Raw genomic sequence first — 26861 nt, 5'->3', positions numbered from 1 at the left:
CAGCGGTGTGACTGTGGATCGTTTGCCGTTGAATAACGGCAATTAAAAATAATTGGTTAATCATTGTTTAAGCCACCTAATCAACCTAAACCCCACATTCGTAGGTTTATTTTCGCTAATGGTTAGATGGTTAATTAGGTTCGCTATAAAGCGATAAGTATATTGACAGCGTTGAATTATACTCATCCATACCTCACAATATTATTTTCATTGAAATTACTTAACCACCTAACCATAACTATCACTCAATCAGTAATAATGTGGCTTACGGATGGTTAGCAACATCATAATGCTCACTTAACCAGAATATAATACATTAACCATTAGTCGCATCTTTTGATAAAAACACCCGACTCAGTGGCGGGTGTTTTTTTACTTTATTACTTTATTACTTTATTACTTTATTACTTTATTACTTTATTACTTTATCTATCCTATTTGTTCCAATCACTGGCAAACAGTATAGAGTTTGATTAGATCGGCCTTTTTTGCTCTTTATTTTCCCCTCGCTCGCAAGCATCCTGAGTGCCTTACCACAAGATGTTGCCATATTGACCTTCTCTCCATGTAGCTTGCACAATTCACTCGCAACAACCCATTTAGTATCATTATATTCCCCTGACAGATAATTATGGCAAATAATATCGTACCAAGCCCCCTTATCAGTGTGAGCATCGTTTATAGACGCAGCTTGAATGACTGTCGTTTCATCCAGATACCAAGAGCCCCCATCATCATATTTTGCCTTTACCTCCAACCAAAACTGACGTAATTTCTCGGGTTCGGTGTGACGCACTCGCCCCTCATCCCAACTCCAACCAAGAATTTCATTAAGAACATCCATATTTGCTGGTGACGCCAACTCGATCACCGCAAACCGCGAACTCCCAGTAGCATCTTTCAGGAAACCAGTGCCGTTAACCGTGCCAATAAAACTAGTTTGACGCCGCTTAACAGTGAAATTACGCCCATACGGCACTCGAAAACGGTCATGATCTCTCGTTAAAAACGCTTTCAGGCTGCCAGCCTCATGCCTGGTGGTACTCTCAAGTTCGGCCAATTCTACCACCCACGCGGAAACTGCGCGTCTCACATCATCAGGCACATCGGGATTGATGGAGCAATCCAGTGTTGACCCAGGTACCACAGTGGCAATATGGCGTATCCATGCAGATTTTTTGAATGATTGGCCACCCGCGAGGACCGGAACCAATTTTGATATCCAATTGGGTTCATATAATGCAGCAACACATCCAATCAACCATGGATTTATTACCTGAGCGGCATAACCTGGGTTGACCGCACCTAGGGTGGCTATCACCTTATCCACTCGTAATTGACCATCCCACGGCATCCCGTCCTCCAGCCAACTACGTACAGGATGATAACTATGCTGTTCACAAATCGCTGTCAAATGATCATCAATTGCCCTGTCTGACAGATGTGCATGCTGGCAGGCATCAACCAGCGCAGATCGCTGACCTGCATCAGAGAGACCTAGGCGCTGATTATCAGAATTAGCGACCTCTGGTTCAGCCGTCATCTGGTTGAAACGCGGGATCCAGTTTTTGTGTAAAATAATAGCATGCAGATTACGGCTAGTCCTCATCGGTCGGCTATTTGGCAAAAGGTCCGGCAACGTCAATTGCTTGCTGTTGTCCATGACTTTCGCGAAAACTACATTTTTTTCCTGCTGCTCATTATTTTTCTGATCTTGCTGGTCGTACGTCAAGAGTTCACACCCAAATATTTTTTCATTGCTTTGCTTCATTGTTATTATCCTCGGCCTTATAGGCCTGATTTTTATATATACTATGCATTACCACTTGGATTTCATTTTAATTATAACCAAAATTAGCCTGTTATAAATCACGCGTGAAATATCAAAAGATGCTTTACCTTTAGTTTATTCCAATGAGACCAGACATGCTTAAACTGTGCTTCGTGTACAATGTCACTTGTAACGACCATATGAGTATAGTGCACAGGAATTCAGAGATAACATTTCAACAAAACCAGTAGATTACGTTATATCTACATAGGCCAACCAGTCTATGTGCCGATGAAGATATGACTATTTCCATCAAAGATCAATAGGACGAAAAAAAATAAATTGACATTTTGTGCAATTTATTTATTAAGCCTAATGATTGCACCTAGAATTACAACAAATATATATAAACACTAATTCCTAGTGACGAAGCATGGCTATTTAAACTACCAGGTTATCGATAAATTTCCGAACGTCGCAGTAGTTATGGCCGCACAGCTAGAGCAGTTCTCGGCATGTCGCATACTGTCCAAAATTGCAGCGGCTGAAACCACTACAGAGGAGAGACCAATCGCCAGCATTGTAGATACAGAACTGGATCACATGCACCACGACCAGTGGTGCAACCTAGAAAAAATGGCTACTGAGCTATCCTGCCTGGGGGGCGAGTACCGACAGATCTATGAACAATCCTCGCTACGCGAGAATGATAGCCATAGCTATTCACCTTTTCAGGTGAGAGGGATACGCTTTATCTATATATATAAAAACAATCCCTCTCAGCTATGCAACTCAGTTACACTGCTGGACCTCAGAGTTTCTCTCGCTCCTGGGCAGTTGGCTGCTCACGTTCGGCCATGACGTCGGCGCTCATACCAGGCTCATCAAACCACCTATCCCAGGACTCACCTACAGGTGTGATTATGCGAGTACGACCAACCACTACGATCTCAACATGCGTGACCTCATCTGGCAGGGCCACGGCCTCGGGCAGGTAAACCCCCTGGCCACGACCACACTTAAAAACTGTTGATTCCATCACGCGTCCTATGAAGCCAGATACCATGTGAACCGAACATAGCTAATGGGCCCGGTATGTCAACTGACACCGGATGCACACGTTATGCAATACGGCTACACTGTATATAAAAACAGTAACCAGTGAGCCACCATGTTCGCCATCCCACATCCAACCCCGGACGCTCTAGAGCTGCCGCTTTTTCTGTCCCCTGTGATTTGCGGCTTTCCTAAATTACTGATCCCAATAGTGCTACTGAATCGCCCCCAGTTCCCTAGACACCTCACAGCCTTAAAATGAGGCAACTATTGGAGGTGTTATGACCCGTCAGCGTTATCCAGAAACATTCAAAATCGAAGCCGTTAAACAAATCACCGAGCGCGGACGGCCGGTGGTTGACGTTGCACGAGCCCTCGGGGTATCCGGCCACAGTCTGTATGCCTGGCTCAAGCAGTACGGTAAGCCTGCTGACCAGCAGCTCGAAGAGTCTGCTTTGCAAGCCGAGATACGCCGCCTGAAAGCCGAACTGCGCCAGGTCACCGAGGAGCTCAATATCCTAAAGGAGGCCGCGTACTTTGCCAGCGAGTCAAGGAAAGGTACGCATTCATAACCTCCCGACTCGACCGCTACAGCGTCGTTACCCTGTGCCAGACCCTGGGGGTTCACCGAAGTGGCTTTTACGCGTGGCTGAAACAGCCCACATCGCCACGCCATCAGGAGGACGAACGACTGACCGGATTGGTCAAGCAATCCTGGCTGGAAAGTGGTGCTGTCTACGGTTATCGCAAAATCCATCGCGACCTTCGTGACGCAGGGGAAGCCTGCGGCAAGCACCGTATGGCCAAATTAATGAGGCGGGAAGGGCTGCGTTCGCAAACGGGCTATCAACGCCGCAAGGGGCATTATGGAGGAGGCAAAAGCCCACAGGTTGCCCCAAACACGCTGGCACGTCAGTTTAAGATGCCAGCTCCCAACATATCCTGGGTGACTGACATTACCTACATCCGCACTCAAGAAGGGTGGTTGTACCTGGCGGTGGTGCTCGACCTGTTCTCTCGCCAGACGTCGGTTGGGCGATGAAGTCACGCATGACGGCAGACTTGGCGGTTGATGCGTTATTGATGGCCGTCTGGCGACGCAAGCCCAAGCAGCCGGTAATGGTGCATTCGGATCAGAGCAGCCAGTTTACCGGTGGTGAATGGCAGGACTTTCTGAAGACCCACAACCTGAGTTGCAGCATGAGCCGACGTGGCAACTGTCACGACAACGCGGTCGCCGAGAGCTTCTTCCAGTTGCTCAAACGGGAGCGGATCAAGCGCAGGATTTACGCGACAAGAGACGAAGCCCGCAGCGATGTGTTTGATTATATCGAGATATTTTACAACCCAATCAGGCGCCATGGTTCCAATGATGGGCTGTCGCCGGTAGAGTTTGAAAGGCAGTTTATTTTTCAGCAACAAAGTGTCTAGAAAACCAGGGGCGATTCAAACGCACCGACTCAAAAGGTTCGAGCTGCATGGCATCGTCACACGCACAGCGTATGCTGAGACACCTCCAAGGGTCGTGTATGAACTAACACCGCTTGGTGAGGGCCTGCGAGTTCTTGAGGCAATGGGTAAGTGGGGGTACTCTTTGCCGGATGATGCCACGTCAAATGAGTCACCATTACAATGGTGACGGACATGGAATTCGTTGCAAGTCCTGAATGCTCTTTTTGAGCCCTCCACCGAAATCTCTCACGACGACACAAGCGATGAGCATTAAGAGCCGCTAAGTAAAGTGCTAATTAAGCCAGTGGTTGAACATCGATGGCCCAATCCTATCGAAAGTTGTCATTTAGGCCACTTTTTAGCGCATGGAGATTGAGCAAAAATCACCTCCTCGAAACATCAACAGGACCAATCACATGAAATTCAACGCACTTCCTTTGGTACTCTCTATCGCTTTTGGTGCAGTCACCGCCCCGGCGTTTGCAGGAGAAAGCAACACTCAGGCTTCCACTTCAACTCATAAAGTTGAAATGCAACAGGTTCGTAATGCGACAGTGAAAATCACTTACGCAGGCACTACCTTCTTGATCGATCCTATGCTGGCTAAAAAGGGCGCTTACCCTGGGTTTGAAGGTACCTATCGCAGCAACCTCCGCAATCCGCTTGTGGAGTTACCTGAGTCGGCAGAGAACATCATCTCAGGAGTGGATGCGGTCATCGTTACTCATACCCACCTTGACCACTGGGACGATGCAGCACAAAGAGCATTGCCTAAAAACATTCCGCTGTTTGCGCAGCATGAGGCTGATGCACAGCTGATCCGCGCTCAGGGTTTCAAGAACGTTCGCGTACTGACTGACGAAGCTGAATTTGGTGGCGTTCAAATTTCCAAGACTGGTGGTCAACATGGCACAGACAAAATGTATGCCGATCCCGTTCCCGCAAAACTGCTTGGTGAAGCCATGGGCGTCATTTTTCAAGCGAAAGGCTATAAGACCCTCTATTTGGCCGGTGACACCATCTGGCGTAAAGAGGTAGACCAGGCCATTGAGACATATGACCCTGAAGTCATCGTGCTCAATGCCGGAAAAGCAAAAATGACTGGGTACGAAGGCGCAATCATCATGGGTGAGGAAGACGTGCTTCGCGCATCACTGGCTGCGAAGAATGCAAAAATTGTTGCGGTGCACATGGACGCAGTTAATCACATGTCCTTGACCCGTGATGAACTACGGGCCTACGTCAAGAAGCATGGTATCGAGAGCCGCGTTGATATCCCGGAAGACGGAGTGTCACTGGCGTTCTGATGTCAATTACATAAAGCGGCATGAAACGGCTTTTGATGTTCAGCAAAGGCATCGTTGCTCGGTTAAGGGGTGGGTTATTGAATAACCCACCCTGCAAGTCTCTGTCAGTTAGGGCTAATCTGTGTCCGCAATACATGTTGCTGTGCTCGCCTTCAAGGAGGTGAGGCCGTTGCTTCCCAAATCTGCCGTCCCCAGCCCCAAATGGTCGCTACATTTGGGGCTTTCCGACAGGCAGACCAAGGCTGTTCAGTTTGTTTATCGCGCTCTCATACGCCATCATTTCCCCTACCTGATCGCTGTATTTCCGCAGACTGATTGCCCCGCCATCAACTGCTTGAACCGACACATTGCTGTCTCTGCCAGCGAGCGATGTTGATAACCCGATCATCTATAATATAATGAGAACGGGCCATACATTTTACCAGTGAAATGAAAACACGACAAACCAATGCCAATAAATACCTAGCAAGATTAGATATAACCCCATATCTATCGTGATTTCATTACCGCAGGTAAAAGCCAGGATCAGCCTCTATCAACACGTTTTGCTGGTAACTCGATTTTTCAGAGCCTTATTTATCTGCGACAATATTGTTGCTCTATGATTAAGTGGAAGCATTTTTTCAAAAATGCTTTGTTTATAACCAGAAGCCGCTGTAATCAAGTAAAAACAATCTTTTTCCCCCAAGAAAAGAGAAAACCATTCATTCTTTGTGAAAGGATTTATTTTATGAATTTTAATTAGCGCATTAAAAATATCCTTAAACACGTCAGACAAACGACCTTTCTTTCTCAACTCAATAATATTTTCATATAACGAGTTGTTAGACTCAACAGATTGTATGGGTGACGACAGTGGGATTTGATTGATGATTACACCAATAAATTCACCAACCCTGCAATCTGGAATATACCCATAATGATCTCGATACTTATCATCGTCGCTCTTATTACGTTTGATAACAGGACACCCGCCAATTAGTCCTTTTTTCTGATTTTCCATGTAAGCATACTGGACCAGTCGTTGCTGCTCCTGGACCCAAAGCTTTGCATTTTTTGCGTCAGCCTCGGTTAACTCTTTTATAAGGGAAAAATCAGAATTCATATCAACTGTACCTAGGTGAACATTTACAGCCCTATACCTACGAACACATTTACCTGAACTGAGCTCCAGCTCTTCCAGTACACTCACGGTTTTGCTAAATGATACTGTTCTAAGATTTGCATTCAACCTCATGTTAGCCATGTCACACCTCTCATTATTATTGTTATTTTATGTTTTTTTCTTTGGTTTGTTCGTGTGATATGGGATCCCCATACCAATCAGCAATCCATTCATTGTTAGTAAAAATTTCATTTTTTAGTTTGTCTCTGTCTAAGAAAAACATGTTTGGCTTATCAATAGTATCTTTTTCTGAGTTGATATCCTGGACATATCCATCAGGAATCAATGCGTTTGATCCTACATGAACGCTCTCCAGCCCTTTCCTAAAAATTGTAGCCAAAACGCCTTCCAACAGTGCTCGTGCATTTGATATAAAACTATCCGATGGTTCTTCGATTGATAGCAAAACAAAATCCAATCTTAGAAGCCGGAAAAAGAATGACGATGTACCATATGTTTTTTTATCCACAAATGACTGCACTGTTCTTTTAATCTTGGCATATTGTTTTTTAGTACAACGAATCAATGCAGTAAACGGTATCACTCTAAGAACGCTTAATTCATTTAATTCATTTGAAACACCCAAGTTCAGACTGTAATCATCTCGTCTAGGTGAATATTCAATACCTTGCTCGATCAGCTTAAACCAAGTAGCCCGTGACTTTTTAACTTTCGTCCCTGATATCCATCGCTGACCATCTATACTGTAACAGATCCCCTGTGGCTCACGATTATCAACTCTCCACGGCTTGACCATTACATTATGCTCACGCAACCCAGTGACAAATTCAGTCATGTTGTTCGGCTGTTTTTTAAAAACCACGTCCATTGCATCCCTGATAATACAAGCGGGATCATGCATAGCATGAAAGCTCCCTCTACCACGGCCATTTTTAATATTTACTATGCTATACTCATGACCGAAATTTTTTTCAGGGCTTTTACAGATCGACAATCCCAATTCCATTTCAATTTTTCGAGCAGCGTCAACTCCACGAGCGTAGTCATTACTATCATCAACTAAGGTTCTGTCTAGTTTTACTCTACATGCCACAACATGTACATGTAGAGACCTTGTATCGCGGTGTATAACAGATGTCCATCGAGTATCGCTACCATATCCCAATTCACTCATTAGCAGCCTAGCTGCAACTAGACATTGATATGGCGTTAATGATTCATCGGGGCTCAATGATAGTGAATAATGTGCACATAGTTGGTTTCCTGTGCCTGCATACAATGATGCCTGCATATTCAACTCCATGAGTAGTGGCCCGATGTCATAATCAGAGACCTCACCTCTTTCATTCAATGTAATATTTGGTCTATTAATTACACCACCACCGAGATGATAAACCTGTGATGGCATGGATTTTCGTTTCCTACCAATATGTATAGCTCGGTAAATATAAGACAGTCTGTACTGGAAGTTTTGGCCGAACCTGTGTTTTTCAAAATTCATTTCAACTTTACTCCAATCAGAGCTTTTTCAATTCCTATAAACAGAGAATTTATAGATGAGAAAGCCTGCATCACTGGAGAGTTATCACTACTGTCAGTAATAAATTTATAAACGTCACTACCGACCTCAGCTTGTCTAATCAACAAAATGATTTGATTTAAATTCGATGATATATTGTATACCCCCTCAGCAATCTCACACGATCATCATATGAAAAATCTGGTGAGATATTACTGTCTGGTTCCCGGAGAGCCAAAAACCGAATCAGGCTAGACTTTTTGGGAATACCATAGGTTTTACTATGCTTAGTTAAAACACGTTGCTCAGCTGCATTAAATGAGATTCGGAGCATTAAACTGCGTTTTTCATCAGCTGATTTTTTGGGTCTACCAGACCGTGGTTTTCTGTTCAATTGCGTGCACCTTTATAATAATTATTAGTAGTGTTATGCGTTTTATTTTTCAAACCAACCTATTTAATAGACATTAAAACATAGCTGGTTTAGCGTTTTTTCAAAAAATATACAATAAATTTATACGAAGTCACATTCAGAAGTGAGCTAAATTATTCGGTGATATTTAATGCTCACTCTAATTATAGTATTGCAAACACTAAATATAATATCAACAATTTTTTGAGCTAAATTATTAATTTAACGACTAACGTTATCTATGGCATTGGCGAAAGTTAATATTTAAAATATGAAATTAACTAGACTTACATGGTGAATTTAATTTTCTTCCGTGAAATTAAAACTATGACATTGGCTGATTAAAGTCATATAAAAAGGCATGCTCTCATCCTATGACAGACATACCTTTTCTAGATCTGGTCGAATCAATGATGTCATATAAGCTCAAGGCTATGAGATAAAATCTTCCCAAATGCTTGATCGTCAACATAATCCGCATGATCATTTATACGCATATTTTTTATCTGACTCAGCACAGTAAAAAAGCACTCCTCACATAGATGTACCTCATATGCCGTACCATCATGTTTCGAACCATAACCCCATTTTGCAGTCAGGGCTCCAAACTGAGGATTATACAAATTTGGGTTCATATTTGGAGTTGTGCTTTTATGGCATACGTCACACTGAATATCAGCTATAACCTCAACCTCTTTTGTGGTCATTATTTTCATAGAACACTCGCTATACATGTAGAGTAATGGACAGATAGCATGAACAAAAATGTCTCATGCCACCCTAAACAAAATTTATTATAGTCGAATGAATAAAAAAAGCAGCCTTACGGCTGCTTTCAATACCACTATAATTGTGGATTAGATCAGATAATCCTCTAAGGACTTTCCGCTAGCAACGCCCTCAGCGATGGCTTTCGGCATACGGCCCTGACCAGTCCAGGTTTTTTCCTGGCCATCTTCGTGATACTTGTACTTTGCGGGACGCGGCGCACGCTTGGCCTTTTCCTTTCCTTCAGCTTTCGACGGAGCTGCACTGCCAACCAGTTCGCTGGGGTCAATCCCTGCGTTTTTCAGCATCTCGCTGAATTCCTCGAGCTTACGCAGACGCTCGGCATTTTCCTCCTGATATCGGAGCTCAGCAGCCTCACGCTCTGTAAACACCTCATCAAATTTGGCCTGAATCTCGACCAACTGTTCGAATGGTAGTTCACGCAGAGCAGCCCGGAGACTACGAATATTCAACAGTGTTTTGATAAAATCGTTCATGGATATCACGCCTAAAAAGTTATTTGTTTATTGCCTAGCATTATCACCTAGCTGTAGTTTGGTGCCAATATTTATCATCAAAATAATTGATCTTTATATAGCCACTTAGGGAAGCTATGAGTAACCGCGCAACGTCGATCTGACTTGAGCTAAGACCCCACAGGTTCCATTAGTTACTGCTAGACTGGTTTATTCATACTGACAGCAGAGATCTTGTGATGACTCAACTCATTCTACTAATCGTTGCCCTCAGTACTCATGGGAGATCCCATGAGATTGCATATGAGGTTTGTGATACATTTATTGAGGATGCTGTTCGGTATTCAGAAATGGACACTATGCATCTGACAGCACTGCGCTCACAGGTTATGGCTGCAAAAGATCTAGCTTTTTTTGAAAGGTTGTTTTCGACGACATCAGACAAATTGCTCCGAGCCTATTCTGCCCATAGCATCGAACAGGCTCGTGAAATGGCTTTTCGCGATACACGGCAGTGGGAGCTGTTGTTGCTAGATATCGGCATCAAGATGCATGGACGACCCGCTAGCGAGTTGTGGAGCACGTATTATCTGGCTTGCCGAGAGACACTGTTGTAATACCATCACTATCTAAGATGCCCCCTCGCTCGGGGCGGTTGTAGCTCTACAATCGCAGACCCACACCATCAAGCAGCGAATTATCGGTTTTATGCATAGCCCACAACTACTGGTACAGCTGCTGGCGGCATAGCCGCAGCAAACACAAAAAAGCTCCATTGGAGCCCGTGCATAGACACCTCAGCCCACACAGGTGATACTGATCATATTCATATTGCTCGGAACTTAGCCACTTACGTTCAGCGCAAAATGACTTTGTCAGGACCCAGTCCATCGAGTGCTCTTTTGAGGTAGCCATGGCACGCACGCTTGACGAAATATTGACCACAGAAATGCCCGACGTTGTCACTCAGGCCAGGGAAAAAGCAGAGCAAATGCGACTGGAGATTCATCTCACCCAACTGCGTGAAATGCTGACCCAGGCTGGCACCGAACCCATGATTTGCGATCAAACACCATCAGTACAGGACGTTACACTGATGGATCTTAAACGCTGGGTCGAGGCTGCTGGGGGAAAACTACAGCTCAATGTTGAAATGCCAAACGGATCTCAGATCTCGTTTACCGTTTAACTAGAAATCCATCTCTGCACACCGTAGCAATTGTCAGCTGACAACAGAGAGATCTGTACCTCGGTGATCGCAGGGGCACACATCATCGGTATCGTGAAATGAAACCCTGGCTGCTGACGGCGGGATGAGCTGCACCTCAGCGCCTGTTGGTTATCCGATTATCGGTATCGTGGAATGGATCTCTGACTGCTGACTGACCGCAATTGTCAGCTGACAACGGGATGATCTGCTCATTAGTGCCCGCAGGCATTCGCGTTATCAGTATCGTGAAATGGAACCCTGACTGCTGACCGACAGCGATTGTCAGCTGACAACGGGATGATCTGCTCATTAGTGCCCGCAGGCATTCGCGTTATCAGTATCGTGAAATGGAACCCTGGCTGCTGACCGACAGCGATTGTCAGCTGACAACGGACTGTTCTGCGCATCAAAACTCACTGGCAACCGGATTATCGGTATCGTGAAATGGAACCCTGACTGCTGACCGACAGCGATTGTCAGCTGACAACGGGATGATCTGCACCTCATTGCTCAATGGTGAATGGATTATCGGTATCGTGAAATGGAACCCTTGCGGCTGGCTGGCTGGCTGGCTGGCTGGCAGCGATTGTCAGCTGACAACGGACTGTTCTGCACATCAAAACTCACTGGCGAGCAAATTATAGGTATCGTGAAATGAAACCCTGGCTGCTGACTGACAGTGATTGTCAGCTGACAACGGGATGATCTGCTCATTAGTGCCCGCAGGCATTCGCGTTATCAGTATCGTGAAATGGAACCCTGACTGCTGACCGACAGCGATTGTCAGCTGACAACGGGATGATCTACACCTCGGAGCCCGCTGGCATCCGCATTATCGGTATCGTGAAATGGAACTCTGCCTGTCCAATGATGGCGATTGTCAGCTGACAACGGATTAACTGTGCCTCAGTGGCCGCAGGCCCTCACATTATCGGTATCGTGAAATGGAACTCCGCCTATCCAGCGATGGCGATTGTCAGCTGACAACGGGGTGATCTGCGCCTCAGGGCCCGCTGGCAACCACATTATCAGTATCGTGAAATGGAACTCCGCCCATCTAGTGATGGCGATTGTCAGCTGACAACGGGGTGATCTGCGTCTCAGAACCCGCTGGCAACCACATTATCGGTATCGTGAAATGGAACTCCGCTCATCCAGTGGCAGCGATTGTCAGCTGACAACGGGGTGATCTGCGTCTCAGAGCCCGCTGGCAACCACATTATCGGTATCGTGAAATGGAACTCCGCTCATCCAGTGGCAGCGATTGTCAGCTGACAACGGACCAATCTTCGCCTGAGTACCCGAGGGCAGAACAGCTACAGGTATCGTGAAATGGAACTCAGCCACTGGCAAACAACGATTGTCGGCTGACAACGGAGTGATCTGCACCTGAGTACCCGCTGACCTGAACAGCTACAGGTATCGTGAAATGGAACTCAGCCATTGGCAAACATCGATTGTCAGCTGACAACGGAGTGATCTGCACCTGAGTACCCGCTGACCTGAACAACTACAGGTATCGTAAAATGGAACTCAGCCCCTGGCAAACATCGATTGTCAGCTGACAACGGAGTGATCTGCACCTGAGTACCCGCTGGCCTGAACAACTACAGGTATCGTGAAATGGAACTCAGCCCTTGGCAAACATCGATTGTCAGCTGACAACGGAGTGATCTGCACCTGAGTACCCGCTGACCTGAACAACTACAGGTATCGTGAAATGAAACTCAGCCCCTGGCAAACATCGATTGTCAGCTGACAACGGAGTGATCTGCACCTGAGTACCCGCTGGCCTGAACAACTACAGGTATCGTGAAATGGAACTCAGCCCTTGGCAAACATCGATTGTCAGCTGACAACGGAGTGATCTGCACCTGAGTACCCGCTGACCTGAACAACTACAGGTATCGTGAAATGAAACTCAGCCCCTGGCAAACATCGATTGTCGGCTGACAACGGAGTGATCTGCACCTGAGTACCCGCTGACCTGAACAACTACAGGTATCGTGAAATGAAACTCAGCCCCTGGCAAACATCGATTGTCGGCTGACAACGGAGTGATCTGCACCTGAGTACCCGCTGACCTGAACAACTACAGGTATCGTGAAATGGAATTTTGACACTGGCAAACATCGATTGTCGGCTGACAACGGAGTGATCTGCACCTGAGTACCCGCTGACCTGAACAACTACAGGTATCGTGAAATGGAATTTTGACACTGGTAAACAGCGATTGTCGGCTGACAACGGGGTGATCTGCGCCTGAGTACCCGCTGACCTGAACAACTACAGGTATCGTGAAATGGAACTCAGCCCCTGCCAAACATCGATTGTCGGCTGACAACGGAGTGATCTGCACCTGAGTACCCGCTGACCTGAACAACTACAGGTATCGTGAAATGGAATTTTGACACTGGTAAACAGCGATTGTCGGCTGACAACGGGGTGATCTGCGCCTAAGTACCCACAGTGAATGGACTATCAGTATCGTGATAAAGGTAAACGGTTGCATCTCAAAGAAAACCACAAGCCATTTGACGTGTGGTTTATTTTTCACTCTATCAAGGTATAGATAAACATTATTGCTGGAGTTAATCTGTATACCTATTAGCATTACAACGATTTCTAATTGCAATTTTATTTCTAATCCAAGAGTCAATTTCTGCCTCTACAAATGCAACGGAGCGAGGCCCCAAACTTACCTGTTGTGGAAACAATCCGTGACTTATTAAGCTATAAACTGTAGACCTGGACATGCCTGTTTTTTTTACTACTTCAGTCATCTTGATCAAACGAATATCTTGCTCGTATACCATATACCCCTCACATTCTAGTTTGAGAAGGATTAAATCACATATATAAAAATACACAAGAAAAACTTAGAGAGAAAACGAAATAAGCCATTGACTCTATTAGACTTTATAAATAACCACATAGAAATGACAGACAATTATTATGTCTTATAAATAATTAGAGCTATTTTATAAGCGATTATAAATAACCATCCTTATGTTGGTGTACTGAACATAGCTGAACTTGCAATAGAGTAGCCTTGTTTTCAACAGCTCTGTATAAAACTTCGCCAACAAAAACCCAATCAAAACTCGTTATCATGCCTTTCTTACTTACAGAGGCGTTGTTGCCCAAATCTATACAGCTTGAATGTAACTACCTGAGGATTTGGCGTTCTGATCACCACCATCCTCTTCAAGTCTGCATTATGGGTACGTCGCCTCACTCCATCGCCAACTGACCTAAATACAACAAATCTTTGATTAATAGTGGCTAACTCACCTTCTGGATTGATGCCGAAGCCATGAGCAATTGGTTTCGCTACGACCTTCATGTACGGCGGGACCGCAGCCCGCTTTACACTGACCAGACCATCAGTACCTCCCTGATGCTCAAGGGAATTTTCAACCTCACTCTGCGGGCTACTCAGGAACTACTCGACTCCCTGTTCGAGTTGATAAATGTGCCGTCGTGCTCACCGGACTATAGCTGTGTCAGCAAGCGTGCACGCACAGTAACAGTGGCCTATCGACAGCCCCCAAAGGGACGCATTACCGACCTAGTGTTCGACTCGACTGGCCTCAAGATATTTGGAGATGGTGAGTGGAAGGTCAAAAACACGGCGGCAAGTGCGGTGCAAGTTGCATCTGGCAGTAGACCCGGCCACTCACGATATCGTGGCGGTGGAAGTGTCATTGGAAAATGTCCATGATGCCGAAGCTCAACCCACTGGCAGAGACGGCGATGAATCGGTTCAAGCAGTTGATGAAGGGCAAAATCAATCTGCGACATACAACGCTCAGGTAGAGGACATGACGGTGTTGTGAGCGCTATAAACAAACTGAATAGTCTTGGCTAGCCGGTCACAAACCAAAGTGTAACTGCTACTTGGGGAAGGGAAATCTGCGTTTTCTGATTGATCTGCCCCCCCCTGAGCAACTGTATCAATCAGCAAATACCACTATTGATGAGTGGTAGCGAGCCATCATCGTTGCTATGACCATGAAGCCAGCAACACTAAATGGTGCAACTAACTATTCACGGCTCCAGCATCTACACAGAAGGTAACCGGGTTGATGTATTGAAATTGGGAGAACAGGTGGATGACCTTACACATAAGGCGCGTATGACAAGAGTAAGAAACGACCCATTCTATACTCTTCACAACAAGTACGCCAACAAGTACGCCGACGATAAACTCACACTAAAATCGTTAACGAAAAAACCTAACACTTTGTTTTATATGGTGCCGATAAGGGGAATCGAACTCCTGACCTTCGCATTACGAATGCGCTACTCTACCAACTGAGCTATACCGGCTTGTTGCTCTCCACATTCATAAAAAATGACCGGCAAGTCAATTGAGCCAGCTCGATTTTATGAGTTGGCTCATGGTGTTAGAGCCCGATTTACAGATCGACAAACTCGGGGATATGGGCACGGCCGCGGCTCTCGAGGAAATCGAGCAGGGCGCGGGGGGAGCGCACCAGGATCCGCTCTTGCGGGAAGCCCGCTTCGGTCACCAGACGGTGGCAATGGTCAAAATCGCCAAGAGTAAATGCCACGTGGGAATCGGAGCCGAAGGTAAGATAGGCCCCCAGATCTCGCGCGGCTTCCACGATGGCACGGCAGTTGCCTTCGCTCCCCGGACGGGAATGAATGAAGGAGGAGTTGTTGATCTCCAGCGCTACCCGATAGTCAGCGGCCGCCTTGACCACCGCCTGAATATCGATTGGAAATGCGGGGTTGCCAGGGTGGCTGATCATGTCGACCCGGCCGCTCTTGATGGCGTTGATCATCGCCTGGGTGTGAGTGGCCTGATCGCAGGGAGGGAATACCTGCTCATGAAAGCCCGCCATGACCATGTCGAGGCGCGACTCATAGCGCTCGGGAAAATCGATCTCCCCCTCCAGGTTTTTGATGTTGGCCTCGATACCCCGCAGGATCCCTACCCCATCCACCACTCTTGGCAATATCGGCAAGTTGGCAAAGTGCCAGACATGAGGAGCATCGGCCATCTCGGGGCCATGATCCGTGGTGGCGAACAGCTTGATCCCCTTGGCCCTGGCTATCGGCAAATAGTCGTGGATGGTGCTGTAGGCATGGGTGCTGGCAATGGTGTGAGTGTGGGTATCGACCGGGTACTTCATCTTCTCTCCCCTCATATTTTGAAAGGGCAGCATAGCAAAGAGCGGCAGCTTGGGCCACGCTGGCACTTGCCACACTTTGTCACAAAATACCGCGAAGCTGACATAGTCTGAGGGGCTCTGGCTGGCATACTGCCCCCGTCGATACATGCCTGAACTCGCATCGACAGTTTGCTGTCAGGATGACGCGAACTCACTTTCCCCACCGTCGCGCCCTGCGGCGGTTTTTTTTGCCTGCAAACCGCAAACCGGTAACAGACGCGCAAAAAAAGGCCCAACTAGCATGGTGCAGGTTGGGCGAGACTTAATGTTTAATTGCAGTGGCATAGATATAGAGTCCTGCTTTTTGACTAAGTTCCGCCCACTTTGCTTTTTTCATCGAAAAACATTCCGCTAACACTCATTCACATTCTCTTGACACTTCACGTTATGAAACGTACTTTTTAAACATTCGTTTAAGTGAGGTGTCCAGTGAGTAAAATCGATACCAAAAACCGTATTCTCGACGCCGCTGAAGTGCTGTTTGCCGAGCGGGGATTCGCCGATACCTCTTTGCGTCTGATCACCAGTGAAGCCGACGTCAATCTGGCGTCGGTGAACTATCACTTTGGCTCCAAGAAGGAGCTGATCCAGGCGGTGCTCGACCGCTATCTGAGCCTGTTTATGCCCGATCTGGATGCCCGCCTGCGGGTACTGATGGAGCAGGAGCAGCTGACCCTGCTGCAACTGTTTGAAAGTTTTGTCGAGCCGCTGATGAAGCTCTCGGCAGTACGGGCCAATGGCCCGGCCATCTTCATGCAGCTGCTGGGGCGCGGCTATATCGACAGCCAGGGCCACCTGCGCCGCTTTATCACCGCCCACTACGGCCCCATTTTGCAGCGGATCACCCAGGCCATCTCCAAGGCCAATCCGGCCCTGTCGCCAGCGGATCTCTTCTGGCGCCTGCACTTCACTCTGGGCACCGTCGTATTCACCATGGCCTCTGCCGATGCGCTGCGCGACATCGCCCTGGCCGACTTTGGCCAGCAGCTCGATGTGGAAGGGCTGGTGCGCAACGTTATTCCTTATCTGGCGTCCGGAGTCGGGGCGCCCGTGGAGTCGACCAGGCTCTCCCTGGCCGTGTAACAACCAACAATAAATCAACGGAAACAGTGAAATAGAAGGAACTTCGGTATGATCACATTGCTTGTCCTGCTGGTGCTGGCGATAGCCGTTGTGCTCGGCGTACCCTCCATCCGTAAAAAGGTGGTAACCCGTCCGGTGTTCGGCATCTTCAAAAAGATACTGCCGCCCTTGTCAGCTACCGAGCGGGAGGCCATGGAAGCCGGCTCCGTCTGGTGGGATGGCGAGTTGTTTCGCGGCAACCCGGACTGGAAAAAACTGCACGGCTACGGCAAGGCCGAGCTGACTGCAGAGGAGCAGGCCTTCATCGACAACCAGGTCGAAACCCTGCTCGCCATGGTCGACGACTTCAAGATCGTCAACGAAACCAAAGATCTGCCGGAGCCGGTGTGGGACTATCTGAAGAAGGAAGGCTTCTTCTCCCTGATCATCCCGAAATCCTACGGCGGCCGCGAATTTTCGGCGATCGCCAACTCCACCATCGTCACCCGCATTGCCACCAAGAGCCTGAGCGTGGCGGTCACCGTCATGGTGCCGAACTCCCTTGGCCCGGGCGAGCTGCTGATGCACTACGGCACCCAGGCCCAGAAAGATTTCTGGCTGCCGGGTCTGGCCAATGGCAAAGAGGTGCCCTGCTTCGCCCTGACCGGGCCGGAAGCGGGCTCCGATGCAGGCGCCATTCCTGACAAGGGGATCGTCTGCAAAGGGATGCACAAGGGTGAAGAGGTGCTGGGTATTCGCCTCAACTGGAACAAGCGCTACATCACCCTGGCCCCCCGTGCCACAGTGCTGGGCTTGGCGTTCAAACTCTATGACCCGGAACAACTGCTGGGTGACAAGGAAGAGCTCGGCATCACCTGCGCGCTCATCCCGACCAGCCACCCGGGCGTGCGCGTAGGCGATCGCCACTACCCCATGGGTCTGGCGTTCCTGAACGGCCCGACTTTCGGCAAGGATGTGTTCATTCCGCTCGACTGGATCATCGGCGGCCCGGATTACGCCGGTCGCGGCTGGCGCATGCTGGTGGAGTGCCTCTCCGCCGGTCGCGGCATCTCGCTGCCTGCTCTGGGCACCGCTTGCGGTCACATGGCGAGCCGCACCGTGGGCGCCTACTCCTACGTGCGCAAGCAGTTCGGCATGTCCATCGGCAAGTTTGAAGGGGTGCAGGAAGCGCTGGCCCGTATCGGCGGCCTCACCTATCAGCTGGAAGGGGCTCGTCGCATGACCGCAGGTTCCCTGGACTTGGGTCAGGCTCCAGCCATCGTCACTGCGATTTCCAAGTACCACATGACCGAGATGGCGCGCCAGATCATGGATGACTCCATGGACATCCACGCCGGTCGCGCCATCCAGCTGGGCCCGAAAAACTACACCGGCTACGCCTACATGGGTATTCCGGTCGCCATCACGGTGGAAGGGGCCAACATCCTGACCCGCAACCTGATGATCTTCGGGCAGGGTGCCACCCGCTGCCACCCGTACGTCTTTGCCGAGCTGGAAGCGGCGGCCGATACCGACGTGGAACGCGGTCTCGAGAAGTTTGACGCCCTGCTGATGAAGCACATCGCCTTCGGCGCCGGCAACTTCTTCGGTTCCCTGTTCCAGGGGCTGACTCTGGGTCAGTTCAACAGCGCACCGGTAGCTGGCGAAACCGCTCGCTACTACAAGCAGCTCTCCCGCATGAGTAAAGGGCTGGCCCTGTGCGCCGACGTCTCCATGCTGATGCTGGGTGGCGATCTCAAGCGCAAGGAGATGATCTCCGCCCGCCTGGGTGACGTGCTGAGCCACCTCTACCTGGCCTCCGCCACCCTCAAACACTACGAGGATCAGGGCCGTATGGTCTCCGATCTGCCGTTCGTGCAGTACGCGGTGGAGCGCAACCTCTACCTGATTGGCAAGGCGTTCGAGGGCTTTTTCCAGAACTTCCCGAACAAGGTGGTGGGTGCCGTACTCAAGCGTGTGGTATTCCCGTTCGGCGTCGGTTACAAGATGCCGGCAGACGATCGCTGCCACGCCATCTGTCTGGCCATGATGAAGCCGGGCGAATTCCGCGACCGTCTGACCGCCCTCTGCTACGTGGGCAAAGACGAGTCGGATCCGGTCGGCCTGATGGAGCGTGCCTTCCAGGCCATGGTCGCTGTGCAGCCCTACGAGAAGAAGCTGGTGCAGGCCCAGAAAGAGGGCAAACTGCCCCGCAAACTGGCGCTGCCGGAGCTGGTTGCCGCCGCGCTGGCCGGTTCCATCCTGAGCAAGGACGAAGCGGACAAGCTGCTGGCCGCCGATGCCCTGCGCTACGAAGCGATTCAGGTAGACAACTTCGCCCCGGGCGAGCTGGAAGGCTTCTCCCAGCAAGCAAACAAGCAGCCAAACAAGGTCGAGCACGCCGCCTGATCCCTTGGCAAACCAGTACCAAACCGGCCCTCGTGGCCGGTTTTTTTGTTTGTTAACCATGCATTTACAAGCCGGGAGAATTCCAGTTAAATGCTTGAGTCCCTGTTGCAGGGGCTTTGGAAGCAAGGCCAGCGGAATGGCCGATAACAACAACTCAGGAAGAGTGAATGAACCTCGCCAAAACGGCGATCGAGCGCCCCATCTGGGTGGCGGTCTCGATCGTGCTGATTTTCCTGCTGGGCCTGCTCAGCATCCGGGGACTGCCGATCCAGCTGTTCCCCGACATCGACCGTCCACACCTCAACATCTCGGTGAGCTGGCGTTCAGCCTCGCCCCAGGAGATGGAGTCGGAGATCACCGACCCCATCGAGCAGGAGATGCAGGGGGTGCAGGGGCTCAAGAGCCTTGTCAGCAACAGCTATCCCGGCTTTACCGAAATCGACATGGAGTTTGCCCTCGGCACCGACATGCAACGGGCCCAACTCGATGTGATTTCGCGATTGAACCGGGTCTCGGGATTGCCGGACAAGATCGGCGGCCCCTACGTCAACAACTACAGCAGCAACGATACCCTCACCTTCTTCTTCATCCAGCAGCTGCCCGGTGCCAAAGGGGTGATCGATGATCATCAGGCGTTGATCGAGGCGCGGGTCAAACCCGAGTTGGAGCGCATCGAAGGGGTCTCGACAGTCGCAGTCGAGGGGATCAACGAGCGCCAGATCCAGATCCGCTTCGACCCCTATCGCGCCGCCGAGCTGGGGGTGGAGATCCCGATACTGGCCAGCCGCGCCACCACCGGCTGGGACGTGTCGGCCGGTACCCTCGACATCGGTCGCTGGGAGTACAAGCTGCGCTTCGCCGGTCGTTACGACGTCGAGACGCTGGGGGACAAGGTGGTGGACTGGCGCAATGGCCTGCCCATCTATCTGCGGGATGTGGCGGAAGTAAGGGTGGCCAGGGAAGAGAACCCGGTGCTGCGGATCCAGAACGGCAATACCGCCATCGCCGCCCAGATCTTCAAGGAGAGCGGTGCCAATGCCCTGGCCTCCCTTGAGGCGATCAAGGCCCGGGTGAACGAGCTCAACCGCGAGGTGCTGGAGCCGGTCGGGCTGCACATGGAGCAGTCGTTCGATGCCTCCCTCTACATCAATCGTGCCGTCAGCATGGTCACCGCCAACCTGGGGCTCGGGGTGCTGCTCTCCTGCGCCATCCTCTGGCTCTTCCTGCGCCAGCTCAAGGCGACCCTGATGATTGCCCTCGCCATCCCCATCAGCATCATGCTCACCTTCTGCCTGCTCAAGGTGATGGATCGCACCCTCAACATCATCTCGCTGGCGGGCATCGCCTTTGCCGTCGGCATGGTGCTCGACGCCGCCATCGTGGTGCTGGAGAGCATCTACCGGCGCCACGAGCGGGGAGATTTGAGCAAGGCGGAGGCGGCGCTCGAAGGCACCCGTCAGGTGTGGACGGCGCTGGTCGCCTCCACCCTCACCACGGTTGCCATCTTCCTGCCGGTGTTGCTGCTCAACGATGTGGAGGGTCAGCTGTTTGCCGATCTGGCGCTGACCATCGCCTGCGCCGTGACAGTCTCCATGCTGGTCGCCGTCACCGTGCTGCCTGCGGTGGCTGCGCGCTGGATGGGACATGAAACGCTGACCGATCCCTATGAGTCGCTGTGGCAGCGCACCACTCGTCATGTGATCCGCTGGACCTCGACCTCACGCCAGCGCTGGACGGTCATCACCCTGATGATGAGCCTGCCGGCCCTGGCCACCTGGGCGCTGCTGCCCAAGATGGACTATCTGCCGGACGTGAAACGGGACGCAGTGGATGTCTGGATGAACTTCACCCCCGGGGTCAACCTCAAGGCTCAGCGCGAAGAGGTGATCGATACTCTGATCGCCCGCCTCGCCCCCTACATGGAGGGGGAGAAAGAGCCTGCCCTCAAGAACTACTACATCTTGCGCTACCCGGGGGGCGCCCAGATTGGCGTGCGCCCCAAGGACGAGACCCGCATCAAGGAGCTGGAGAGCCTGTTGATGAAACAGCTGCTGGTGGGTATTCCCGACACCCGGGTGTTCGGCGGTCAGGGGTCGCTGTTTGGCGGCTTTGACAGCGAGAACGGCGTCTCCCTGCTGCTGCAGGGAGGCAACCTGCCCGAGCTCTATCAGGCGGCCCGAGCCAGCATGGGGATCCTCAGCAAGGACCTGCCGGGAGCACAAATCCGGCCCGAGCCGAGTCTCGACTTCACCGCCCCCGAGCTCAAACTGGTGCCGCAAGATCGGCGTCTCGCCGAAGTGGGTTGGGATCGCACGCCCCTGCCCACCATCATCCAGACCTTTGGCGACGGCTTGCGGGTCGGCGAGTATTTCGATGGCGAGGATCGGCTCGACATCATGCTGATGGGGCAGAGCTCCGCCAATCCGGACGAACTGAAGGCAGTGCCGCTGGCCACCCCCTCCGGGCGCATCGTCCCCCTTGGCGAGCTGCTGCGGGTGGAGCACGACATGGGCCCGGCCAGTATCTTCCGGGCCGATGGGCGGCGCAGCATCATCCTGCAGATAGCGCCCCCGGCGGGCATGACCATGGAGCAGGTGATCGACACCCTGAAAAACCGCAGTTTTGCCGCCATCCGCCCCCTGCTGCCCGCCGGTGGCGAGCTGCGCATTGCCGGCAACGCCGACAGCCTGCAACAGGCGCTCGACAATCTGGGGACCATCTTCCTGTTTGCCGTGGTGATCCTGCTGGTGCTGCTGTGGGGAGTGTTTGCCTCCATCAAGGATGCCCTGCTGGTGCTGCTCACCCTGCCCCTTGCCTCGGTTGGCGGCGTGCTGGCGCTGCAACTGAGCGGGCTGCTGGTGCCGCTGCCGATGGATCTGCTCACCATCATCGGCTTTGTCATCCTGCTGGGACTGGTGGTCAACAACGCCATCCTGCTGGTGCATCAGACCCGCACCGCCGAGCGGGACGGCATGAGCCGCCAGCTGGCGGTGGCCGATGCCCTGCAAAGCCGGATGCGTCCCATCGCCATGACCAGCCTTACCAGCATCTTCGGCATGCTGCCGTTGATGCTGAGCCCGAGCGAAGGGAGCGAAATTTACCGCGGGCTCGCCACCGTCATTGTCGGCGGCATGAGCTGCAGCACCCTGTTTACCCTGATCCTGTTGCCTGCCTTCCTGCGTCTCGGGGAGCAGGTGGCGATCCCACAACCCCTGCGCCAGCGGGCCTGAGCAAGGAGCTCATCGATGACACATATGATTACCCGAATGTTGGCTGGCGCGGTGCTGATTGCAGGCAGTGCGCTACCGGTATTGGCCGATCAGGGCAAGATGGTGACCCTGGCGGATGTGACCCAAGGGGATGCGGCCGCCAATATCTGGGTCAGCGGCACGGTGGCGAGTCGCCAGCAGGCGGCACTCAGCGCCGAAGTGAGCGGCCGAGTGGAGTGGATCGCCGAATTTGGCAGCCGGGTCAAAAAAGGGGATGAGCTGCTGCGCCTCGACAGCGCGGCACTGCGCCTCTCGCTGGAGCAAGCTCGCGCCGAGCAGGCGAAATGGCAGAGCAACTTGCGCTTCGCCCGCGCCGAATCCCAACGGATCACCCGACTGCACCAGCAAAAGAGCGCCTCCCAGAGCCAGTACGACAAGGCCAGCTACGATGTGGAGCAGGCCGCGCTGGCCGAGCGACTGGCCGCCATACAGGTAAACCAGATTGAAGAGCAGCTGCGCCGCAGCCACATCTATGCCCCGTTCGACGGGGTGGTGAACAACCACTTCATCCAGCCCGGCGAGCATGTGGACGCGGGCGAGCAGGCGCTGGAGCTGGTCAACCCGGATCAGCCGGATATCCGCCTGCAGGCCCCCATCCTCTGGGCCCAACAGCTGGCGCCGCAAACCCGGCTGCGGGTGGAGGGGGAGCAGCTGAGCGGTCACGGCGTCTATTACCAGCGAGCCGCCAGCGCCGATCCCAAGTCGCGCCTCATCGAGCTGCGCCTCAAACCGGAAGCGGGCACCTTCATCATCGGCTCGCCGGTACGGGTTGCCCTGCCACTGGGGGATCAGCAGAGCATGCTGCTGCCCCGGGATGCTCTGGTGCTCGGCACCGATGGCAGCGTGGTCTATCAAGTGGCGCAGAGCGGCAAGGCGCTCAAGGTGAATCGGGTGCCGGTCACCGTGCTGTTTGGCGACAGCCAGCAGGTGGCGGTGAGCGGCGCCCTCAAGCAGGGGGATAGGGTGGTGGTGCGCGGCGCGGGCAGCCTGCAGGATGGCGACACCATAGCGCTGTTCAAGGGCTAACCACGCCCGACGCAGGCTGTCCAATCTTTGCCCGCTTAACCCGGGACATACAGCCAAACGTGCCACAGTTTGCTATCTTGGCGGCCATCACTCGCGTTTAGAGCAATCAACACCCATGAGCATTATTTTGGGCATCGATCCGGGTTCGCGGATCACCGGATACGGGGTTATCCGGGTCGTGGGCGGCAAGGCCGAATACTTGGGCTCTGGCTGCATCCGCACCGATTGCGGCGAGCTGCCGGAGCGCCTCAAGCAGGTCTATGACGGGGTATGCGAGATCATCACCCAGTTCAAACCCACCGAGTTTGCCATCGAGCGGGTCTTTATGGCCCGCAACGCCGACTCGGCCCTGAAACTGGGACAGGCCCGGGGCAGCGCCATCGTCGCCGCAGTCAACGCCTATCTGCCGGTGAGCGAATACTCCGCCACCCAGATCAAGCAGGCGGTGGTCGGCACCGGCGGCGCCGCCAAGGAGCAGGTGCAGCATATGGTGACCCATCTGCTGAAACTCTCCGCCACCCCGCAAGCGGATGCAGCAGATGCCCTTGGCGTCGCGCTCTGCCATCTGCACACCCGCCAGAGCCTGATCAAGATGGCCGGCCGTGCCAGCAGCTCGGTACGTGGCCGCTATCGCTGAGCCCTTGTGTCGTCCACGACTCATCTCAGTATCGCTAAATAAAAAAACCGCCCCGAATCTCCGGGGCGGTTTTGTTTTGGGCAGGTAACAACCGGCGGGACTTGTCAGATGAATGTTCTCTCACGTAGCCGGCCATATATTCAGCCACCTTATTCAACCGCGGTATTCGCCCCGGCGAGTCGGGCCTGCTGTTCACCACGCTTTTCCAACTCCGAGCTCATGGCGAAGGAGAGCGCCTCCAGCTGGCCATCGAGGCTGGCATCGATGATCCCCACCTCGGTCTCGAGGATGCAGCCCCCCTGATCGAGGCGGGCATCGGCGGAGATCTCGAGATAGCCGATTTCGGGGAAATCCTTGTGTACCCGGGCGATCTGGTCGCGCACCGCCTGCACCTGCTCGGGGTGAACCCGTATCGTCACCTGCTTCTGGTTGCTCACCAGCGAGAGCGCCTCCCGCACCACCTTGAGGGTGAGCGCCACCTGATCGTAATCGTGCAGGATCTTGCGCACCGCCTGCAGCACCACCTCGCTCATCTGCTGCTCCACGGTGCGATAGTACCCCTGACACTGCAACTGGGTCTGGTGGATCAGCACCGCCTGTTCGCGCCGGGCCTCGTCAATCCCGGCTTGCCAGCCAAGGCTTTTCTGCTCTTCATAGACGGCGCGGGCCTCGGCCACAATATCGGCTGCCTGGGCGCGGGCGGCCTCTACCAGCTCCTGCGCGCTCAGGTAGGAGAGGTAATCCTGGCTACGCAGGATGCGTTGGCTTGGCGCCAGTTGCAGATGGTTACTCTTTATTTCAACAAATGGCAGCATTGGGGGGTTACCTGTTTGGCAATCTTGAGACAAAGCGCCCGAGCCAGTGGCCGCTGATCAGCCGCCAAAGGCCATGATGGCCCGGGTGGCGTAGGGGGAAGTCGCAGGGTGAGACGGCGAGCCCAGTCGGGGTAGCCTTCCCCGGCCGCCGCCAACCAGAACTGCAAACCAGCCTCTTCCAGCAACCCCTCATCGAGCTTAGCGGGCAGAGGCTGCTGCCAGCCAGCGGGCCAGGGGCCGATCAACAAGTCGAGCTGGGAGAGTACGGCTCTGTGCCCCTCCTCCCCCAGCAGGGCGATGATCTGGCGCAGCGTTGGTGCCAGCAAGCAGTGGCGGATCGCCTCACCGTGCAGCACGGCCCCCAGACGGCGCAACAACAACACCAGCTCGCTTTGGGGAAAGAGTGCCAATCCCCCCAGAGGCGCGGGCATCTCGTAGCCAATCCCCAGCGTCAGCGCTTCGAGCAGAGCGCCGTTACTGGCTGGCAGCGTCCGCCACTCTGGCAAGAGTTCCGGCACCTGCGCCCAGGATGAGGGCAGGTGCGCCTCATGGAGGTAACTGGCCGGGCAAAAGCGCAGCTGATAGGGGGTCAAACCGACCGTCATCCGCGACTCCGGCTCCGGTGCCACATGTATTGCGCCAGGTTGCTGGTCACCACCAGCGCCAGCAACAGGGCAATCAAGCCGCCCAGCCGCCACTTTGAACCTTCGCTCACTTCAATGGAGAAGAGCGAGGTATTACGCGGCATCAGCGGGCTCTGGCGCACATCCGCCGAGGGTACCAGCACCACGCTGATCCGGTCGTAGGCGAGCCCCTCGATACTGTTGTTGACCAACTGCTTGATCTGCGGGATGTAAGTATCGAGCTGGATATCCGCCGCATGCTTGATAAAGACCGAGGCCGAGGCGGGAGAGGGTTTCTTGCTGATCCCCTCATTGCCTTCCGGCAGCACAACATGGACGCGAGCCACCAGCACGCCGTCTATTTCCGACAGGGTATTGGAGATCTCCTGCGCCTTGGCATAGGTGAGGCGAGCCCGCTCCTCGGTGGGCGAGGAGATGAGGCCATCCTTGGGAAACACATCCTGCAGAGTGGAGAAGCTCTCTTTGGATAGCCCTTGCGTTTGAGGGTCTCGATGGCCTGCGCCACGTCAGACTCCTCCACCAGCAGCTTGATGCGGCCATCCTTGTCCGGCTGCTTGTCCGAGGCGATCCCCTCGGTTTGCAGCAACGCCAGCATTTCGTTGCCCTCTTTCTGAGTGACCCCGGTATAGAGCTCCACTTTGCAGCCGCTGAGCAGCAGCGAGGCGCCAAGCACCCCCATCAGCATCGATCTCTTCACACTA

The 26861-nt window shown here is 52.4% G+C and carries 18 protein-coding genes, 1 tRNA gene and 4 pseudogenes; 10 read left to right on the top strand and 13 right to left on the bottom strand.

All coding sequences use genetic code 11. The features are described from left to right. Positions 1–412: 412 nt before the first annotated feature. Together ACTG27_RS01665 and vapB are read right to left on the bottom strand one after the other, a co-directional pair. Complete coding sequence (locus ACTG27_RS01665) at positions 413–1771, bottom strand: VapE domain-containing protein (RefSeq protein WP_439978973.1); 1359 nt, start codon at positions 1769–1771, stop codon at positions 413–415. Between the two features lie 811 nt (positions 1772–2582). Continuing rightward, positions 2583–2810: a type II toxin-antitoxin system VapB family antitoxin gene (gene vapB / locus ACTG27_RS01660; RefSeq protein ID WP_098968699.1), complete on the bottom strand. Its 228-nt coding sequence runs from the start codon at positions 2808–2810 to the stop codon at positions 2583–2585. A gap of 298 nt (positions 2811–3108) precedes the next feature. On the opposite strand from vapB, the pseudogene ACTG27_RS01655 reads away from it, so the two are divergent. The 3 genes and pseudogenes from ACTG27_RS01655 to ACTG27_RS01645 all read left to right on the top strand — a co-directional run bounded on the left by ACTG27_RS01655 (position 3109) and on the right by ACTG27_RS01645 (position 5586). Next, positions 3109–4258, top strand: a pseudogene (locus tag ACTG27_RS01655) (IS3 family transposase). Then, a complete protein-coding gene (locus ACTG27_RS01650) occupies positions 4251–4466 on the top strand; it encodes a winged helix-turn-helix transcriptional regulator (protein WP_345774167.1) in 216 nt (71 codons plus the stop codon). Before ACTG27_RS01655 ends, ACTG27_RS01650 begins: the two are co-directional and overlap by 8 nt. Positions 4467–4695: 229 nt before the next feature. Beyond that, the gene (locus ACTG27_RS01645; RefSeq protein WP_139730147.1) at positions 4696–5586 is read left to right on the top strand and encodes an MBL fold metallo-hydrolase; all 891 of its coding nucleotides are present in this window, start codon (positions 4696–4698) and stop codon (positions 5584–5586) included. Positions 5587–5794: 208 nt separating this feature from the next. Here ACTG27_RS01645 and ACTG27_RS01640 read toward each other — a convergent pair. The 5 genes and pseudogenes from ACTG27_RS01640 to ACTG27_RS01620 all read right to left on the bottom strand — a co-directional run. Further along, positions 5795–5970, bottom strand: a pseudogene (locus tag ACTG27_RS01640) (IS5/IS1182 family transposase); the annotation flags it as partial. A gap of 151 nt (positions 5971–6121) precedes the next feature. After that, positions 6122–6832 (bottom strand): hypothetical protein, encoded by a 711-nt coding sequence (locus ACTG27_RS01635; protein ID WP_421210189.1) that lies wholly within the window; start codon positions 6830–6832, stop codon positions 6122–6124. A gap of 22 nt (positions 6833–6854) precedes the next feature. Next, on the bottom strand, positions 6855–8120 hold the full coding sequence (locus ACTG27_RS01630) for a relaxase/mobilization nuclease domain-containing protein (RefSeq protein WP_421210187.1): 1266 nt from the start codon (positions 8118–8120) through the stop codon (positions 6855–6857). 939 nt (positions 8121–9059) lie between these two features. Further along, positions 9060–9359: a hypothetical protein gene (locus tag ACTG27_RS01625; protein WP_266134029.1), complete on the bottom strand. Its 300-nt coding sequence runs from the start codon at positions 9357–9359 to the stop codon at positions 9060–9062. 141 nt (positions 9360–9500) lie between these two features. Beyond that, positions 9501–9908 (bottom strand): H-NS family histone-like protein, encoded by a 408-nt coding sequence (locus tag ACTG27_RS01620; protein WP_042655815.1) that lies wholly within the window; start codon positions 9906–9908, stop codon positions 9501–9503. Between the two features lie 892 nt (positions 9909–10800). Here ACTG27_RS01620 and ACTG27_RS01615 point away from each other — a divergent pair. Continuing rightward, the gene (locus ACTG27_RS01615; RefSeq protein WP_201902237.1) at positions 10801–11076 is read left to right on the top strand and encodes a transcriptional regulator; all 276 of its coding nucleotides are present in this window, start codon (positions 10801–10803) and stop codon (positions 11074–11076) included. Positions 11077–13688: 2612 nt separating this feature from the next. On the opposite strand, the gene ACTG27_RS01610 is transcribed toward ACTG27_RS01615, so the two are convergent. After that, positions 13689–13913: an AlpA family transcriptional regulator gene (locus tag ACTG27_RS01610; RefSeq protein ID WP_042082421.1), complete on the bottom strand. Its 225-nt coding sequence runs from the start codon at positions 13911–13913 to the stop codon at positions 13689–13691. Positions 13914–14368: 455 nt separating this feature from the next. On the opposite strand from ACTG27_RS01610, the pseudogene ACTG27_RS01605 reads away from it, so the two are divergent. Further along, positions 14369–14840: pseudogene (locus ACTG27_RS01605) on the top strand (IS5 family transposase); the annotation flags it as partial. 513 nt (positions 14841–15353) lie between these two features. On the opposite strand, the gene ACTG27_RS01600 reads toward ACTG27_RS01605, so the two are convergent. Together ACTG27_RS01600 and ACTG27_RS01595 are read right to left on the bottom strand one after the other, a co-directional pair. After that, positions 15354–15429 (bottom strand) — tRNA-Thr (locus ACTG27_RS01600). 89 nt (positions 15430–15518) lie between these two features. Then, positions 15519–16259, bottom strand: coding sequence for a phosphatase (locus tag ACTG27_RS01595; protein WP_439978972.1), 741 nt, complete (start codon positions 16257–16259; stop codon positions 15519–15521). 468 nt (positions 16260–16727) lie between these two features. Between ACTG27_RS01595 and ACTG27_RS01590 the strand changes: the two genes are divergently transcribed. From ACTG27_RS01590 to ruvC, 5 genes are all read left to right on the top strand, one after another. Further along, a complete protein-coding gene (locus ACTG27_RS01590) occupies positions 16728–17381 on the top strand; it encodes a TetR/AcrR family transcriptional regulator (protein ID WP_005334507.1) in 654 nt (217 codons plus the stop codon). A 48-nt stretch (positions 17382–17429) separates the two neighbouring features. Further along, positions 17430–19769, top strand: a complete 2340-nt coding sequence (locus tag ACTG27_RS01585; protein ID WP_439978971.1) for an acyl-CoA dehydrogenase — start codon at positions 17430–17432, stop codon at positions 19767–19769. A 167-nt stretch (positions 19770–19936) separates the two neighbouring features. Further along, positions 19937–22999 (top strand): efflux RND transporter permease subunit, encoded by a 3063-nt coding sequence (locus ACTG27_RS01580; protein ID WP_439978970.1) that lies wholly within the window; start codon positions 19937–19939, stop codon positions 22997–22999. A 15-nt stretch (positions 23000–23014) separates the two neighbouring features. Then, a complete protein-coding gene (locus ACTG27_RS01575; protein ID WP_150998739.1) occupies positions 23015–24064 on the top strand; it encodes an efflux RND transporter periplasmic adaptor subunit in 1050 nt (349 codons plus the stop codon). A gap of 115 nt (positions 24065–24179) precedes the next feature. Further along, positions 24180–24701: a crossover junction endodeoxyribonuclease RuvC gene (ruvC, locus tag ACTG27_RS01570; RefSeq protein WP_005334512.1), complete on the top strand. Its 522-nt coding sequence runs from the start codon at positions 24180–24182 to the stop codon at positions 24699–24701. A 149-nt stretch (positions 24702–24850) separates the two neighbouring features. Here the strand turns inward: ruvC and ascL are convergent, their stop codons facing one another. The 3 genes and pseudogenes from ascL to ascJ form a co-directional block, all read right to left on the bottom strand. Further along, positions 24851–25516: a SctL family type III secretion system stator protein AscL gene (gene ascL, locus ACTG27_RS01565; RefSeq protein WP_005334514.1), complete on the bottom strand. Its 666-nt coding sequence runs from the start codon at positions 25514–25516 to the stop codon at positions 24851–24853. Beyond that, positions 25495–26121: a SctK family type III secretion system sorting platform protein gene (locus tag ACTG27_RS01560; RefSeq protein ID WP_021229959.1), complete on the bottom strand. Its 627-nt coding sequence runs from the start codon at positions 26119–26121 to the stop codon at positions 25495–25497. Before ACTG27_RS01560 ends, ascL begins: the two co-directional genes overlap by 22 nt. Then, a pseudogene (ascJ, locus tag ACTG27_RS01555) lies at positions 26118–26857 on the bottom strand (SctJ family type III secretion inner membrane ring lipoprotein AscJ). Before ascJ ends, ACTG27_RS01560 begins: the two are co-directional and overlap by 4 nt. Between the last annotated feature and the right edge of the window lie 4 nt (positions 26858–26861).

The organism is Aeromonas sp. 97A (assembly GCF_051919185.1).
Classification (GTDB): Bacteria; Pseudomonadota; Gammaproteobacteria; order Enterobacterales; family Aeromonadaceae; genus Aeromonas; species Aeromonas veronii.
This window is presented reverse-complemented; position numbering and strand designations above follow the sequence as displayed.

Excerpts from the sequence above, each read along its gene's own strand:
- ACTG27_RS01635 (WP_421210189.1), bottom strand. The coding sequence starts at position 6,832 with ATGGCTAACATGAGGTTGAATGCAAATCTTAGAACAGTATCATTTAGC.
- ACTG27_RS01615 (WP_201902237.1), top strand. The coding sequence starts at position 10,801 with ATGGCACGCACGCTTGACGAAATATTGACCACAGAAATGCCCGACGTT.
- ACTG27_RS01620 (WP_042655815.1), bottom strand. The coding sequence starts at position 9,908 with ATGAACGATTTTATCAAAACACTGTTGAATATTCGTAGTCTCCGGGCT.
- ACTG27_RS01610 (WP_042082421.1), bottom strand. The coding sequence starts at position 13,913 with ATGGTATACGAGCAAGATATTCGTTTGATCAAGATGACTGAAGTAGTA.
- ACTG27_RS01585 (WP_439978971.1), top strand. The coding sequence starts at position 17,430 with ATGATCACATTGCTTGTCCTGCTGGTGCTGGCGATAGCCGTTGTGCTC.
- ACTG27_RS01645 (WP_139730147.1), top strand. The coding sequence starts at position 4,696 with ATGAAATTCAACGCACTTCCTTTGGTACTCTCTATCGCTTTTGGTGCA.
- ACTG27_RS01630 (WP_421210187.1), bottom strand. The coding sequence starts at position 8,120 with ATGCCATCACAGGTTTATCATCTCGGTGGTGGTGTAATTAATAGACCA.
- ACTG27_RS01560 (WP_021229959.1), bottom strand. The coding sequence starts at position 26,121 with ATGACGGTCGGTTTGACCCCCTATCAGCTGCGCTTTTGCCCGGCCAGT.
- vapB (WP_098968699.1), bottom strand. The coding sequence starts at position 2,810 with ATGGAATCAACAGTTTTTAAGTGTGGTCGTGGCCAGGGGGTTTACCTG.
- ruvC (WP_005334512.1), top strand. The coding sequence starts at position 24,180 with ATGAGCATTATTTTGGGCATCGATCCGGGTTCGCGGATCACCGGATAC.
- ACTG27_RS01575 (WP_150998739.1), top strand. The coding sequence starts at position 23,015 with ATGACACATATGATTACCCGAATGTTGGCTGGCGCGGTGCTGATTGCA.
- ACTG27_RS01665 (WP_439978973.1), bottom strand. The coding sequence starts at position 1,771 with ATGAAGCAAAGCAATGAAAAAATATTTGGGTGTGAACTCTTGACGTAC.
- ascL (WP_005334514.1), bottom strand. The coding sequence starts at position 25,516 with ATGCTGCCATTTGTTGAAATAAAGAGTAACCATCTGCAACTGGCGCCA.
- ACTG27_RS01625 (WP_266134029.1), bottom strand. The coding sequence starts at position 9,359 with ATGAAAATAATGACCACAAAAGAGGTTGAGGTTATAGCTGATATTCAG.
- ACTG27_RS01580 (WP_439978970.1), top strand. The coding sequence starts at position 19,937 with ATGAACCTCGCCAAAACGGCGATCGAGCGCCCCATCTGGGTGGCGGTC.
- ACTG27_RS01595 (WP_439978972.1), bottom strand. The coding sequence starts at position 16,259 with ATGAAGTACCCGGTCGATACCCACACTCACACCATTGCCAGCACCCAT.